Source organism: Crenobacter sp. CS_VA4 (assembly GCF_055597485.1).
In genome coordinates, this window is sequence record NZ_JBVMAE010000003.1 from 63,762 (window position 1) to 78,429 (window position 14,668).

General features: G+C 64.6%; 13 protein-coding genes, 1 other RNA gene and 2 riboswitches. Of the genes, 6 read left to right on the forward strand and 8 right to left on the reverse strand.

The window, feature by feature from the left end; translation table 11 throughout:
* Positions 1–79: 79 nt before the first annotated feature.
* The 7 genes from ACZ2IA_RS03740 to gluQRS all read right to left on the reverse strand — a co-directional run bounded on the left by ACZ2IA_RS03740 (position 80) and on the right by gluQRS (position 7,652).
* Positions 80–155, reverse strand: a non-coding RNA gene (locus ACZ2IA_RS03740) — sX9 sRNA.
* A gap of 62 nt (positions 156–217) precedes the next feature.
* A complete protein-coding gene (gene gcvP, locus ACZ2IA_RS03745; RefSeq protein WP_470291231.1) occupies positions 218–3,079 on the reverse strand; it encodes an aminomethyl-transferring glycine dehydrogenase in 2,862 nt (953 codons plus the stop codon).
* A 122-nt stretch (positions 3,080–3,201) separates the two neighbouring features.
* Complete coding sequence (gcvH, locus tag ACZ2IA_RS03750) at positions 3,202–3,588, reverse strand: glycine cleavage system protein GcvH (RefSeq protein WP_470291232.1); 387 nt, start codon at positions 3,586–3,588, stop codon at positions 3,202–3,204.
* Between the two features lie 126 nt (positions 3,589–3,714).
* A complete protein-coding gene (gene gcvT / locus ACZ2IA_RS03755) occupies positions 3,715–4,806 on the reverse strand; it encodes a glycine cleavage system aminomethyltransferase GcvT (protein WP_470291233.1) in 1,092 nt (363 codons plus the stop codon).
* 45 nt (positions 4,807–4,851) lie between these two features.
* A riboswitch (glycine riboswitch) is annotated at positions 4,852–4,959 on the reverse strand.
* Positions 4,960–4,977: 18 nt separating this feature from the next.
* A riboswitch (glycine riboswitch) is annotated at positions 4,978–5,080 on the reverse strand.
* A 171-nt stretch (positions 5,081–5,251) separates the two neighbouring features.
* Positions 5,252–6,097, reverse strand: a complete 846-nt coding sequence (locus ACZ2IA_RS03760; RefSeq protein WP_470291234.1) for a DUF1700 domain-containing protein — start codon at positions 6,095–6,097, stop codon at positions 5,252–5,254.
* Positions 6,097–6,459, reverse strand: coding sequence for a PadR family transcriptional regulator (locus tag ACZ2IA_RS03765; protein WP_470291235.1), 363 nt, complete (start codon positions 6,457–6,459; stop codon positions 6,097–6,099). The genes ACZ2IA_RS03760 and ACZ2IA_RS03765 overlap by 1 nt, the downstream gene beginning before the upstream one ends.
* Positions 6,460–6,773: 314 nt before the next feature.
* Complete coding sequence (gene gluQRS / locus ACZ2IA_RS03770; RefSeq protein ID WP_470291236.1) at positions 6,774–7,652, reverse strand: tRNA glutamyl-Q(34) synthetase GluQRS; 879 nt, start codon at positions 7,650–7,652, stop codon at positions 6,774–6,776.
* A gap of 112 nt (positions 7,653–7,764) precedes the next feature.
* Here gluQRS and fdxA point away from each other — a divergent pair, with 112 nt between their 5' ends.
* Complete coding sequence (fdxA, locus tag ACZ2IA_RS03775) at positions 7,765–8,088, forward strand: ferredoxin FdxA (RefSeq protein ID WP_470291237.1); 324 nt, start codon at positions 7,765–7,767, stop codon at positions 8,086–8,088.
* Positions 8,089–8,232: 144 nt separating this feature from the next.
* On the opposite strand, the gene ACZ2IA_RS03780 is transcribed toward fdxA, so the two are convergent.
* Positions 8,233–9,408 (reverse strand): sensor histidine kinase, encoded by a 1,176-nt coding sequence (locus ACZ2IA_RS03780; protein WP_470291238.1) that lies wholly within the window; start codon positions 9,406–9,408, stop codon positions 8,233–8,235.
* A gap of 178 nt (positions 9,409–9,586) precedes the next feature.
* On the opposite strand from ACZ2IA_RS03780, the gene ACZ2IA_RS03785 reads away from it, so the two are divergent.
* From ACZ2IA_RS03785 to ACZ2IA_RS03805, 5 genes are read left to right on the forward strand one after another with little or no spacing between them, the layout of a single operon-like run.
* Positions 9,587–10,528 (forward strand): chemotaxis protein, encoded by a 942-nt coding sequence (locus ACZ2IA_RS03785; protein WP_470291239.1) that lies wholly within the window; start codon positions 9,587–9,589, stop codon positions 10,526–10,528.
* Between the two features lie 54 nt (positions 10,529–10,582).
* Complete coding sequence (locus ACZ2IA_RS03790; protein WP_470291240.1) at positions 10,583–11,518, forward strand: chemotaxis protein; 936 nt, start codon at positions 10,583–10,585, stop codon at positions 11,516–11,518.
* A gap of 49 nt (positions 11,519–11,567) precedes the next feature.
* Positions 11,568–11,960 carry a chemotaxis response regulator CheY gene (cheY, locus tag ACZ2IA_RS03795; protein WP_470291241.1) on the forward strand — a complete coding sequence of 131 codons (393 nt, stop codon included), beginning with the start codon at positions 11,568–11,570 and terminating at the stop codon, positions 11,958–11,960.
* Between the two features lie 38 nt (positions 11,961–11,998).
* On the forward strand, positions 11,999–12,730 hold the full coding sequence (cheZ, locus tag ACZ2IA_RS03800) for a protein phosphatase CheZ (protein ID WP_470291242.1): 732 nt from the start codon (positions 11,999–12,001) through the stop codon (positions 12,728–12,730).
* 42 nt (positions 12,731–12,772) lie between these two features.
* Positions 12,773–14,665: a chemotaxis protein CheA gene (locus ACZ2IA_RS03805; RefSeq protein WP_470291243.1), complete on the forward strand. Its 1,893-nt coding sequence runs from the start codon at positions 12,773–12,775 to the stop codon at positions 14,663–14,665.
* The last annotated feature ends 3 nt before the right edge of the window (positions 14,666–14,668 follow it).

A 14,668-nucleotide genomic window follows, 5' to 3' on the forward strand; every position in this document is an offset into this window, starting at 1 on the left:
GCGTTCCGCCACGACGCAAAAAAACGGCTCCCCAAAGGGAGCCGTTTTGCCGTGCCGAGTTGGCCGAATGCGTAGAACCTGTCCTCAAAGTGTAGCGAGCGGGCGTCAGCGAGGGGCGGACGGAGCGCAGGAACCGGAATGTACATGGAGTACATGAGGATTCCGAGCACCGCCCAACCCGAGATCACGTCCGCGCAGTAACTTTGAGGGCCGGTTCTTACAGATACGCGTCAGTACTCGGGCAGCTGCACACCAGGTTGCGGTCGCCGTACACGTCGTCGATGCGGTTCACCGACGGCCAGAACTTGTTCTCGGCCACGTACGGCAGCGGGAACACCGCCTCCTCGCGGCTGTACGCGCGGTTCCACTCGCCGTGGATCACGTCGGCCTGGATGTGCGGCGCGTTCTTCAGCGGGTTGTCGTCCGCCGGCCACACGCCCTGTTCGACCTTGGCGACCTCCGCGCGGATCGCAATCATCGCGGCGATGAAGCGGTCAAGCTCGACCTTCGACTCCGACTCGGTCGGCTCGATCATCAGCGTGCCCGGCACCGGGAAGCTCATCGTCGGCGCATGGAAGCCGTAGTCCATCAGGCGCTTGGCGATGTCGACCTCGGTGATGCCCGACGATGCCTTCAGCGGGCGCAGGTCGATGATGCACTCGTGCGCGACGCGGCCGTTCTTGCCGGTGTACAGCACCGAGTAATGGCCGGCGAGCTTGGTGGCGATGTAGTTGGCGTTGAGAAGCGCCGCCTCGGTCGCCTCGCGCATACCGTCGGCGCCCATCATCGTGATGTACATCCACGAGATCGGCAGGATCGACGCCGAGCCGAACGGCGCGGCCGACACCGCGCCCTCGCCCGGCTGCGCGCCCGGCACTTCGGCGACCACGTGGTTGGCCATGAACGGCGCCAGATGCGCCTTCAGGCCGATCGGGCCCATGCCCGGGCCGCCGCCGCCGTGCGGGATGCAGAAGGTCTTGTGCAGGTTCATGTGCGACACGTCGGCGCCGATGTCGGCCGGACGGCACAGGCCGACCTGCGCGTTCAGGTTGGCACCGTCCATGTACACCTGGCCGCCGTGGCTGTGCACCAGGTCGCAGATCTCGCGCACCGCCTCCTCGAACACGCCGTGCGTCGACGGGTAGGTCAGCATCAGCGCGGCCAGATCCGCGGCGTGCTCCTCGGTCTTCGCCTTCAGGTCGGCGATGTCGATGTTGCCGGCGTCGTCGCAGTCGACCACCACCACCCGCATCATCATCATCTGCGCGGTGGCCGGGTTGGTGCCGTGCGCCGAGCGCGGGATCAGGCAGACGTCGCGCTGGCTCTCGCCGCGGCTGTCGTGGTAGCGGCGGATCGCCAGCAGGCCGGCGTACTCGCCCTGCGCGCCGGAGTTCGGCTGCATCGAGATCGCGTCGAAGCCGGTGATCGCCTTCAGCTGCTCGGCCAGGCCGTCGATCATTTCCAGGTAGCCGACCGTCTGCTCGCGCGGCGCGAACGGGTGGATCTCGGAGAATTCCGGCCAGGTGATCGGCAGCATCTCGCTGGTCGCGTTCAGCTTCATTGTGCAGGAGCCGAGCGAGATCATCGAGTGATTCAGCGCCAGGTCCTTGTTCTCGAGCTTCTTCAGGTAGCGCAGCATCTCGTGCTCGCTGTGGTGCGTGTTGAACACCGGGTGCGTCAGGATCGCGCTCTCGCGGCGCAGGCCGGCGAGGAACGCGTCATCGCGCACCGACTGCTCGAGCGCCGGCAGATTGGCCGGGGCACCGGTGACGAGTTCGATCAGCTTGATCAGGTCCGCCTCGGTCGCCTGCTCGTGGAACGCGACGCCGAGCACGCTGCCGTTGACGCGACGCAGGTTATAGCCGGCGGCGATCGCGTCGTTGTAGACCTTGTCGACCTTGGCGCCCAGCTCGACCTGCACGGTGTCGAAGAAGCGGTGGTACGCCAGCTTGAAGCCGGCATTCTTCACCGCGTGCGCGAAGATCGCGGCCAGGCGGTGGATGCGCTCGGCGATGCGCTTCACGCCGGCGGCGCCGTGATAGACGGCGTAGAAGCCGGCGATATTGGCCAGCAGCACCTGGGAGGTGCAGATGTTCGAGTTGGCCTTCTCGCGGCGGATGTGCTGTTCGCGGGTCTGCAGCGCCATGCGCAGCGCCGGCCGGCCCTTGGCGTCGACCGACACGCCGATGATGCGGCCCGGCGCCGAGCGCTTCATCTCGTCCTTGAACGCAAAGTAGGCCGCGTGCGGGCCGCCGAAGCCCATCGGCACGCCGAAGCGCTGGGTCAGGCCCACCGCCACGTCGGCGCCCATCTCGGCCGGCGATTTGAGCAGCACCATCGCCATGATGTCGGCGGCGACGATCGCCACCGCGCCGCGCGCCTTGGCGGCGGCGATGTGCGGGGTCAGGTCGACCAGATCGCCCGCTTCGCCCGGGTACTGGAAGATCGCGCCGAAGTAGTCACCGTTGCCGGCCTCTTCCGGGTGGCCCAGCACCAGCTCGAAGCCGAAGTGCGCGGCGCGGGTCTTGATCACGTCGAGCGACTGCGGCAGCACGCGGCTGTCGACGAAGAACTGGTTGGACTTCGTCTTGGACACGCGGCGCGCCATTGCCATCGCCTCGGCGGCGGCGGTGGCCTCGTCGAGCATGGAGGCGTTGGCGACGTCCAGGCCGGTCAGGTCGATCACCATCTGCTGGAAGTTCAGCAGCGCTTCCAGGCGGCCCTGCGCGATCTCGGCCTGGTACGGGGTGTAGGCGGTGTACCAGCCCGGGTTTTCCAGCACATTGCGCAGGATCACGGTCGGCAGGCGGGTCGGGTGGTAACCGAGGCCGATGTACGACTTGTTGACGGTGTTCTTCCTGGCGATGGCTTTGAGCTTGGCCAGCGACTCGATCTCGGACAGCGCGTCCGGCAGCGCCAGCTTCTTGCCGAAGCGGATGTCGGCCGGCAGGGTCTGGTCGACCAGTTCGGCGCGGGTTTTCAGGCCCAGTTCGGCCAACATCGCGGCCGCGTCGGCGTCGTCGATGCCGATGTGGCGCGATACGAATTCGTTGTGATTAAACAGTTCAGAGAGCGTCATGGTGCGTGCGTCCGGTGATTCCAGAGGGCGAGCAAACCAGGTCTACGAAACCGGTGTCTCAGCCACTCCAACAACATGGCAAAACGCCCCGTGCGGACACAGGGCGTTTGACTAAATCTGGCTCAGGCGCCGATTTCCTTGGCGTACTGTTCGGCGGTCCACAGGCCGTCCAGGTCGGCGACGTTGGCCGGCTTGATCTGGAAGAACCAGCCATTGCCGTACGGCGCTTCGTTGGCCTGCTCCGGCGCGGCTTCCAGGCCTTCGTTGACGGCCACGACTTCACCGGCGATCGGACAGTACACGTCCGAGGCGGCCTTCACCGACTCGACCACGCCGGCCTGCTCGTCGCGGGCGAGCGAGGCGCCGACCTTCGGCAACTCGACGAACACCACGTCGCCGAGCAGCTCCTGCGCGTGGTGGGTGATGCCGACGGTCACGGTGCCGTCAGCTTCGAGACGCAGCCACTCGTGGCTTTCGACGTATTTCAGTTCGGCGGGGATCTGGCTCATGGATAGTTTCTCTCTCTCTCAAGATGACGGAACGGTCCGACCGAATCCGGCAACCTTGAAAAGCCTGCCTCACGGCGGTTTTTCAAGGTTTCCTGCGGTGTTCGGCCAACCTCGGTTCGATCGGGATTATTCGTAGACTTTTTTGCCGTTGCGCACGAACGGCAACTTGACGACACGCACCGGCGTCAGCGTACCACGCAGATCGACCGCGGCGACATCGCCGGTCGCCTTCGGCACGCGGGCGATCGCGATCGACAGCTTCAGCGTCGGCGAGAAGGTGCCGCTGGTGATCACGCCTTCGCCGGCGCCATCCACCACTACGCGCATCCCTTCGCGCAGCACGCCGCGGCTTTCCATCACCAGGCCGACCTGCTTCATCGCCACGCCGGCGGCCTTCTGCGCTTCCAGCGCCTTGCGGCCGATGAAGTCGCGATCAAGAGGTTCCCACGCCACCGTCCAGCCCATGCCGGCTTCGAGCGGCGAGACGCCTTCGTCCATATCGTGGCCGTACAGGTTCATGCCGGCCTCGAGGCGCAGCGTGTCGCGGGCGCCTAGGCCGGCCGGGGCGACACCGGCACCGATCAAGGCGGTGAAGAAGCCCGGCGCCTCATTGGCCGGGATCATGATTTCCAGGCCGTCTTCGCCGGTGTAACCAGTGCGGGCGACGAACCATTCACCGAACGGCAGGCCCTGGAATACCTTCAGGCCACGGATCTGTTCGGCCCAGTCGGGGTTCACCGCGCAGACCTTGTCGATCGCGTTCGGGCCCTGCACCGCCAGCATCGCCAGGTCGTCGCGCACGGTAAGCGTCACGTCGCGGCCTTCGCTGGTCTCTTTCAGCCAGGCGATGTCCTTGTCGCGGGTGCCGGCGTTGACCACCATGCGGTAGCCGTGTTCGGCCAGGTAGACGATCAGGTCGTCGATCACGCCGCCCTGTTCATTGAGCATGCCGGAATAGAGCGCCTTGCCGACGAAGCCGAGCTTGGCGACGTCGTTGGCGAGCAAGCCGCGCAGCCAGTCGCGCGCGTCGGAGCCAGTGATGTCGAGCACCACCATGTGCGAGACGTCGAACATGCCAGCGTCGCTACGGACGATTTCATGTTCTTTGAGTTGGGAGCCGTAATGGATAGGCATAGACCAGCCGGCGAATTCGACGATCTTGGCGCCGGCATCGACGTGCGACTGGAACAACGGGGTACAGCGGGGTGCTTGTGTCATCGGGGCAGATCCTTGGGCAGCCTATGGGTGCGTGCGTTTCCCTCAACACACCCCTCTGTCCTTGGCCACCTGAGATTTTCAGGTGGCGCTCGCCACCCTTAGCCCCTTCGGTGGGCGCCGTGTTGCCACGCGCCGCTCTCCAGAGTTTGGTCGGTCGGCCGAATGGCCACCGGGTCCCATACAGTCCTTTTGCCTGAGCGATTGCGGGTGCGCTTGCGCCTTCGGCGGCCGCCTATTCCTTCGAGAAAAGGCGGCTCTCTCCTGCATGTTGGCCGGATTATCGTGGCTGGCCGGCCGAATGGCAAGCCGGTTTTAGCTTCGTGTCAAGCGACATCCCGGCAGATTGCCGGCTTGTCATTCGGCCTCGATCAAGCCGCCGACGAACGGCGGCCATCACGGCGCCAAGCTTGGCCGAAACCGCCCTGCTTCGGCCAACCTTGCCCTGTCAGGCCCGCGCCAAACCGTCGCGCTCGCCCGACAGCAGCGCCAGCTGGTAACGACCGAAGCGCGCCAGCGCCCGCCAGGTCGCCCGCGCCAGCACCACCACGATCAGCAGGCCGACCCCGCCGGCCAGCAGCAGCCCCAGGCCGGTCATCAACAGCGCCGAGCGGTCGGAAATCCCGCCCAGCCCCTGCAGCTCGACCACGCCGTCCTCGCCGGACAACTGCAGCCGGCTGACCGAGCCGTCTGCGCTGCGCTCCAGCCGCACCGAACCGTCGGCGCCGGACGCCTCGACCAGCGTCTTGCCGGTGCTCGGGTCGCGGAGGATCACTACCTTGTCGCCCTGCCCGCCCTGGATGTTGACCAGCGGCCGGCCGCTATTTGGTGCACCGACGATCAGCGCCGGGCCGGCGCCCTGGTTGAACAGGATAGGCTCGATCGTCGGCCAGCCGAACAGGCTGTTGCTGACCCATAGCCCGGTCAACAGCACCCCAGCGAACAGCAGCGAACCCGACACCACGAAACCGAGCGTCAACACACCCAGATAGACCATGAACGGGATCGCCAGCACGAAGTTGAGCACGCCCAGCCCCGCCATGGCACCAACCACGCCGAACAGATTGCCGACCGAGCGGCGCGACTCCCACGCCTGCAGCCGCGCCTTCGCCTGCAGCTCGCGGGCCAGGCGCTGCGGGTCGCCGAGCGACGCGGCCACCTCCTCCTCGCTGCGGCCATCGGCCAGCGCGTCGCCGAAATACTCCGCGTAGTCGGCGAGGATCTCCTGCCTCTCGGCGGTCGGCAGCCCGGCCAGCGCCGCCTCCAGTTGCTGCATGAACGTCTGCTGATTCATCACACCTCTCCCTGCGGATTGTTCTGTCTGGCGCGCTGCGCGTCGTTCGCCGCGTGCGGCGCCAGCACGCTGTTGACTTCGCTGACGAACTCCTGCCACTCGGCCTGCATCTCGACCAGGCTCTGCCGCCCGGCCGCCGTCAGCGCGTAGTACTTGCGCGACGGCCCGCTCGGTGACTCGACCAGATAGGTCGTCACCCAGCCCTCGGCCTGCAGCCGGCGCATCAGCGGGTAGATGGTGCCCTCGCTGATTTCCATGCAGTCGGCCAGCCGGCTGACCAGCTCGTAAGCGTAGCTGTCGGCGCGGGCCAGCAAGGCCAGCACGCACATCTCCAGCGTGCCCTTCTTCAATTGTGTCTTCACTCGCCTTTCCCGGTTTGGCTGTCGCTGCCGTGTTGCCATACTACCTTGCACTACACGATAGTCGGCCGGAATCACGACGCGGGTTCACTGACAGCAGCAGTATATGAACAGGTACCTTGCATTGCAATACACCATTTTCAGCGACGCCCTGCAAGGTTGGCCGAAGCATGCCTGTCGAGCCATCTAAAATCCCCGCTAGTGCGGGAAACATTCCTCGGCGGCGGCCTTGACGGTTTCGCCGACGGAGTGGTTCAGCCGCCGATCAGGTGTTCGGCCAGTCACGCCGACGTTCAATCGGGTCGGGGGGCGCCGACTTACGCCACCACCGGCGCCGGCGCCACCTGTGCCAACTGCCAGTGAGCCCTCGCCCACTGCCACAACTCGGCGACGCTCTGGCAGGTCGGGTCGGGCTCGTGGCCCAGCCGGCTCAGCGCCAGACGCAATTCGGCAGCGGCGCCGGCCGGCTCGATCGCCGGCGCCAACGTCTGTTTCGACAACTTCTCGCCGGCGGCGTTGACCAGCAGCGGCAGGTGGCAGTAGCCCGGCGTCGCCACGCCCAGGCAACGCTGCAGCCAGATCTGCCTCGGCGTCGACACCAACAGGTCGGCGCCGCGCACGATGTCGGTGATGCCCTGCTCGGCGTCGTCGACCACCACCGCCAGCTGATAGGCCCAGAAGCCGTCGGCGCGCAGCAACACGAAGTCGCCGATGTCGCGCGCCAGGTCCTGTGCATAAGGCCCTTGCAGGCGGTCGACGAAGCCGGTTTCGCCGGACTCGACCTTGAGCCGCCAGGCGCGCCCCTCCCGGCCCGGCGGCAGGCCGTGCCGGCAAGTGCCCGGATAGACCGGGCCGTCGACACCCGGACGCGCCGCCAGCGCGATCTCGCGCCGGGTGCAGGTGCAGGGATAGGCCAGCCCGCGTTCGGCCAACGCCTGCAAGGCATCGCGGTAGCGATGATGGCGCCGGCTCTGGTACACCACCTCACCATCCCATTCGAAACCGAACGCCGCCAGCGTGGCGAGGATGTGCTCGCTCGCGCCGGGCTGCTCGCGCGGCGGGTCGAGGTCCTCGATGCGCACCAGCCACTCGCCGCCGCGGCAGCGCGCCTCGAGGTAGCTGCCGACCGCGGTCGCCAAGGAACCGGCGTGCAGCAGACCGGTCGGGCTGGGGGCAAACCGGCCACGGTACGGCATCGTGAAAAGGGGGTCAGAAACGGCAGCAGCGTCGACGGTCATGAAAAGCAGGGGCAAACTTGGCTAAAATTGGGGTCGAGACCACGACACCATTACATACAGAGGGAAAACCATGGCCTACGTTGTAACCGAAGCCTGTATCAAATGTAAATACACCGACTGCGTCGACGTCTGCCCGGTCGACTGCTTCCACGAGGGGCCGAATTTCCTGGCGATCGACCCGGACGAATGCATCGACTGCACGCTGTGCGTCGCCGAGTGCCCGGTCGAGGCGATCTACGCCGAGGAAGACGTGCCGGCCGGTCAACAAGAATACATTGAGCTCAACGGCAAACTCGCCAAGGTCTGGCCGGTGATCGTGGCCCGCAAGGACCCGCTGCCGGATCACGCCGACTGGGCCGAGGTCACCGACAAGCGGCAGTACCTGGAAGAATAAGAGCCGCTAACAAAACCCTCCCGGCGTAGTTCGCTGCCTTGCCGTACGACTTGTACTGTCTGCGACAGCGCGCCTAGCCGGGATCGCTTCGCTGGGTTTTGTCAGCGACGCTAAGTCTGCACGGGGCGCTGCCAGGCCGCCGGCTCACATCGGTTCGCAGGCCAGCGGCAACGCCAACTCGAACAGTGCCCCGCCCTGCGGCCGGTTGCCACAGGCGACCCGCCCGCCCAGCTCCTCGGCCACCTTCTTCACGATCGCCAGCCCCAGCCCGGTGCCGCCGGGACGGCGGGTAAAGAACGGCTCGAACACCTGATCCAGCACATCGTCGGGCAGGCCCGGCCCCTGATCCGCCACCTGCCAGACCACCTCGCCCCCCACCTGTCGCACCCGCAGTTCGACCACGCCGTCGGTCGGCGAGTGCTGCAACGCATTGTCGAGCAGATTGGACAGCGCCCCGCTCACCGCCTTGCGGTCACCGTGGATCTGCGCGGCCCCGGCCAGCTCGGACACGCCCTGCAGCAGCACCCCGTGCGCAGGCGGCGGCAGCGCCTGCAGCGTTTCCTCGGTCAGCGTCGCGACGTCGAGCTGCTCGCGCCGCGTCACCTGGCCGCGCACGAAATCGAGCATATTGTGGATCAACCCCTCCAGCGCCCGCAGCCGGTCCAGCGACTTGTCGGCAAAGCGCGCCCGCGCCTCCGGCGTCAGGCCGCCCTCGCGCAAGTTGGCCGCATACAACATCGCGGCCGACAACGGGGTGCGCAGCTGATGCGCCAGCGACGCCGCCATGCCGCCCATCGCCGCCAGCTTCTGCTGGTGGGCGAGTTCCGCAGTCAATTCGTACTGGCGCGTCACGTCGTGCACCAGCACGATCCGCCCGCCCAGCTCCGGCAAGTCCTGGTATTGCAGCACCACCCGTGCCCCCGGCTGGCCGTCCACCAGCAAACGGTAGCTGTGCTCCAGCGAGCCCGGCTCGCAATCGGCCAGCACCTCCGCCCAGCGCTGTCCGACTAAGGGACGGCCAAACAACGCGCTGGCGGCCGGGTTCTCACGCCTCACCACCCCGTCCGCGTCCAGCTCCACCACCCCGCCGGGTAGTGCCGCCAGCAACTGGCCGAGCCGTTCGGCCAAAGCCGCGTTTTCCGCCCCCTGCACCCGCAAGCGCTGATTCGCTTCTTCCAGCTGCTGGTTGAGTTGCGCCGCCTGTTGCTCGAGCAGATGGTAGGCTTCGATCAGTTGCCCGGACACGGTATTGAACTGGGCAAACGCAGCGGTCAGCTGCTGGTGATCATGCTCAGATGCAATTAGGGAATGATTTGCCATACTGTAGCGATTTGTAAAAAGATTCTTAAACGGTATGATAGATACAAAATGTTCCACTTACAGGCTCGTGACGATGCTTTTGCTTCACGCAATTGTCATGACTACACTTGCATAGTGGCGACGTTTGACTGGCAGCCCATCGCACTTCGATACATGAACAGGTTTCCTGGAGGTAACCGTGTCCGAGCTCCTGAAAAAAATTGACGCCCGTACCAAACTGGCCGGTACCAACAATCTCGAGATTCTGTTGTTTACCCTGGGGCACGACCAGCGCACTGGACGCAAGGAAACCTTCGGTATCAACGTGTTCAAGGTGCGTGAGGTGATGCGCACCCCACCGATCACCTCCGCGCCGGAAATGCCCGACACGGTCGAGGGCATGGTCAGTCTGCGCGGTGCGCTGGTGCCGGTGATCGACCTGGCCAAGTATGCCGGCATTGTGACCGAGAAGACGCCGGAAATCATGATCGTGACCGAGTATAACGGCCACACTCAGGGTTTCCTCGTCGAAGCGGTCGACACCATCCTGCGTCTTGACTGGTCGGCGATGCGCGTCCCGCCCGACATGATCAACCACCGCATGGGCGGCCTGGTCACCGCCGTCACCGAGCTGGAAAACAACACTCTGGTGATGATGATGGACGTGGAGAAGGTGCTTGCCTCGACCACGCCGATCGACGACTCGCACTTCTTCGTCAATATCGAGCCGGTCAAGGAAGAGCGCATGGTGTTCTTCGCCGACGACTCGGCCGTTGCCCGCAAACAGATCGAGCGCACCCTTGACGCGATGCAGATTCGCCACATGTCATCGGCCAACGGCCTGCGCGCCTGGGAAGACATCCAGCGCCTCGCCACCCAGGCCGATCTTGCCGGCAAGAAGCTCAAGGACTCGCTGCACCTGGTGCTCACCGACGTGGAAATGCCGGAGATGGACGGCTACATGCTCACCCGGATGATCAAGTCCGACCCGCGCTGCGAGGGCATTCCGGTGCTGATGCATTCATCGCTGTCCGGCCAGTCCAACCAGAAGCTCGGCGAGTCGGTCGGTGTCGACGCCTACGTCTCGAAGTTCGAACCGCACAAGCTCTCGAGCAAGGTGCGCGAACTGCTCAAAATATAAAAAAACAATCCTACAGAACAACGCAGAACGACCTGTCGCTAAGGTAAACAGACCATGACGGCAACCAACGCCTCTTTGCTCGCCTCGGTGGACGGCCGCACTATGCTCGCCGGCTCCAACAAGATGGAAATCCTGCTGTTCTCGCTGGGCACCCGTGAGACCTTCGGGATCAACGTATTCAAGGTACGGGAAGTCTCGCAGACCCCGAGCATCACCCGTTCGCCCAATATGCCGTTTGGTGTCGAAGGGGTTCTGTCGCTGCGCGGCAACATCATCCCGGTCATCTCGCTCGCCAAATTCATCGGCGCCGAAACCCAGGGCCAGCGTTACGAAACCATGATCGTCACCGAGTTCAACAAGAGCTCGCAGGCCTTCCTGGTCGAATCGGTCGACCGCATCATCCGGGTCGACTGGGACAAGGTTCGCGCGCCGGAAAACATGGCCGGCGGCGCCAATCAGACGCTGATCACCGCCATCACCGAACTGGCGAACGGCAAGCTCGTGTCGATCCTCGACGTCGAGCAGATCCTGTCGAGCGTGGTCGGCGACCCCCACGTGCCGGACATCCCGACCGCCTCGCTCGAAGCCGACCAGTACGTCTACTTCGTCGACGACTCGGTGGTGGCGCGCAAGGAAATCACCATGGTGCTCGACAAGATGAGCGTCAAGTACCAGCAGGCCAACAACGGTCGCGAGGCCTGGGATCGCTTGCAGATGCTGGCCGCCCGTCACCGCGAAGACAGCAACCCGCTCAGCAATACGCTCAAGTTAATCCTGGTTGATGCCGAAATGCCGGAGATGGACGGATACGTGCTCACCCGACTGATCAAGGCCGAACCTGCCTTCCGCGGCATTCCAGTAGTGATGCATTCTTCGCTGTCGTCCAACGCCAACCGGGCGATGGGCGCCAGCGTTGGGGTGGACGCCTACGTCGCCAAATTCGACCCGGCCGTACTGGCCGAAACTCTGATCCCATTCCTGCAGCGTTAACCGCCGGCCGGCGCTGTAGCCTCAGGGATTACATTAGGAATCACGTTTCATGGCAGAAAAAAACCTCCGCTTTCTTGTGGTCGACGACTTTTCCACAATGCGACGCATCGTGCGAAACCTGCTGAAAGAGCTCGGCTACACCAACGTCGACGAAGCCGAAGATGGCCAGGTAGCGCTGCACAAGCTGAAGACGCAGCACTTCGACTTCATCGTGTCCGACTGGAACATGCCGAACATGACCGGCATCGAACTGCTGCGTGCCGTACGTGCCGATGCCCAGCTGCGCACGCTGCCCTTCCTGATGATCACCGCGGAAGCCAAACGCGAGAACATCATCGAAGCGGCCACCGCCGGCGCCAGCGGCTACATCGTCAAGCCGTTCACCGCCGCCACGCTGGAAGAGAAGCTCAACAAGATCTTCGCTACCCTGACTACCGCCTGAGTCCCCCCTCGGGTTTTTAGCATTGCAGGAGACGTATTGTGCCGGATCACTTACTGGAAAGCGGCGACTCGCCCGAACTGGAAGCCCTGTTCAACAGCATTTTGTCCCAGCAGCCCATGGTCAACGCGGCGGGCCCCGTTGCGGCCGAACCGGCTGCGCTCGCCCCCGGCGGCGATATCTATCGCCAGGTCGGCCAGCTGGCGCGCAAGTTACACGACACGCTGAGCGAGCTGGGCTACGACAAGTCGCTGGAAAAAGTGGCCGAAGCGATCCCCAATACCCGCGACCGTCTCGCCTACATCGCCGAGCTGACCGAGAAAGCCGCCGAGCGGGTGCTGAACGCCGCCGATATCGCCAAGCCGCTGCAGAACGATCTGGAACACCAAGCTACCGGCCTGGCGGCACGCTGGGAGCAGCTCTACGCCAATCAGCTCAGCCCCGAGCAGTTTGCCCAGCTCGCCGGCGAAACCCGCCAGTACCTGCAGAAAGTGCCGGAGCGCACCCAGGCCACCAATAGCCAGCTGATGGAAATCATCCTGGCCCAAGATTTCCAGGATCTGACCGGCCAGGTGATCAAGAAGATCATGGACGTCGCCAAGGTGCTGGAAAGCGAATTGCTGGCCCTGCTGATCCAGCACCTGCCGTCGGACAAGAAGGCCGAGCTCGACCCGAGCCTGCTCAACGGCCCGGTCGTCAACGCCCAGGGCAAGAACGACGTCGTGACCGACCAGGCGCAGGTTGACGAACTCCTGGGAAGCCTCGGCTTCTGAACGCCGAACAGCCCTTGATCCCCACAGTGAAACGAGCCGAACATGAGTGAATTCGCGGGAATGGAAGAACTGCTGCAGGACTTCATTCTGGAGTCCTGCGACCTGTTATCCGATGTCGACAACAAGCTGGTCGAACTCGAGAAGCAGCCGAACAACCCTGCCCTGTTGAACGACATCTTCCGTGGTTTTCACACCATCAAGGGCGGGGCCGGCTTCCTCAACGTCAAGGCGATGGTCACCTTGTGCCACCGCACGGAAAACCTGTTCGACCTGCTGCGCAACGGCGAGCTCACGCTGAACAGCCGCGTGATGGACGTGATCATGGACGCGACCGGCGTCGTGCGCGACATGTTCGGCCCCTTGTCGCAGCGCCAACAGCCGGTGTCGGCCGATCCGGCGCTGCTAGCCGCGCTCGACGAAGCGCTGGCCGGCTCCATCGAGCCGCAGAGTGCCGCTCCGGCGGCCCCGATGACGGCCGTCACCAATACAGTCGCGGCAGCGACTCCGGAGGTGGCCAGCAGCGCCACACCGGATTGGGCCACACTGATGCAGGTCATCGTGCCGGCCGCCACTGCCGCCGCGCCGAGCAGCGCCAGCTCCCCGGCGGTCAGTCAGCCGGCTCCGACCGCCATCAGCGGTGAGGTTCTACCCGCCGTCACCGCCCAAGCCAAGTCGCCGGCCAAAGCGGCTCCGGCCAAGGCCAACACGCCGGTCAGCAGCGGCCAGCAGGAAAACACCATCCGGATCGATACCAATCGTCTCGACATGGTGCTCAACCTGTCGGGTGAAATCGGCCTGACCAAGAACCGCCTGACCACGCTGCGTACCGAAATCCTGCAAGGCCACAGCGACCCGAACACCCTGCGTTCGCTCGACGAGGCGGTCAGCCAGCTCGACCTCTTGGTTAGCGACCTGCAGAACGCGGTGATGAAGACCCGCATGCAGCCGATCGGCCGGCTGTTCCAGAAGTACCCGCGCCTGGCCCGCGACCTGGCCCGCCAGCTCAATAAGGAAGTGGAACTGATCATCGTCGGCGAGGAAACCGAGCTCGACAAGACGATGATCGAAGACCTCAATGACCCGCTGGTGCACCTGGTCCGCAACGCGGTCGACCATGGCATCGAACTGCCGGAGGAACGCCTCGCGGCCGGCAAGCCGGCCAAGGCGGAGGTACACCTCACCGCCGAACAGGTCGGCGACCACATCCTGATCGAGATCCAGGACGACGGCAAAGGGATGAACCCCGACGCGCTGCGCCGCAAGGCGATCGACAAGGGGCTGATCGATCCGGAAGCGGCCAATGCGCTGGACGAGAAACAGTGCCTGCAGCTGATCTTCCTGCCGGGCTTCTCGACCAAGGACCAGATTTCCAGTGTCTCCGGCCGCGGCGTCGGCATGGACGTGGTCCGCACCAATATCCAGAAGTTGAACGGCCGCATCGACATCAACTCGGTGCCGGGCGAAGGCACCCGGATCAGCATTTCGCTGCCGCTGACGCTGGCCATCCTGCCAGTACTGGTGGTGCGTGCCTGCAGTCAGGCATTTGCCGTACCGCTAGCCATGGTGCGCGAGATCATTCCGATCGACCCGAACGTGATTCAGGAAGTCTCCAATAAGCCGACCATCGTCGTGCGCGATGAAATCCTGCCGCTGAAGTCGCTATCGCACCTGCTCGGCTGGGAGCCGACCGACAAACCGGCGTTCGGTGTGTTGATGCAGTCGGCGGCGCACTCGTTCATCCTGGCGATCGACTCGTTTGTCGGCCGCGACGACGTGGTGATCAAACCGCTGCAGAACATCCGCCCGAAAGGCGTCGCCGGCGCCACCCTGTCCGGCGATGGGTCGGTGGTATTGGTCCTCGACATGGAAGATCTGATGAACAACAAGGACGTCGCGGCAACCGCAGTGCGTGCTGCCGAGTTCTACCCAGGGTAAGCC